This window comes from Vibrio sp. HI00D65 (assembly GCF_001635455.1).
Lineage (GTDB): Bacteria > Pseudomonadota > Gammaproteobacteria > Enterobacterales > Vibrionaceae > Vibrio.
Map to the genome: position 1 here is coordinate 1 of NZ_LWEH01000527.1, position 219 is coordinate 219.

Consider the following 219-nt stretch of genomic DNA (forward strand, 5'->3'; position numbering starts at 1 on the left):
TCGAACAAAGCAAAACGAGTAACATCGTGTGTTTCGCTTAAGATCTCTAGGTTCTCTTTCAATGTTTCAGGGTTACAAGAGATGTACATGATGCGCTCGTAGCCTTGAACCATCTTACAAGTATCTACATCCATACCTGAACGTGGCGGATCAACAAAGATAGTGTTGCAGTTGTAGCTCTTCAGATCGATGTTTGCTTGCTGTAGACGGCGGAACTCA

Annotated in this window: 1 pseudogene; it reads right to left on the bottom strand. The window is 43.4% G+C overall.

Annotated features, from left to right (window positions below):
* Positions 1-219: pseudogene (locus A3712_RS23260) on the bottom strand (tRNA (uridine(54)-C5)-methyltransferase TrmA); the annotation flags it as partial.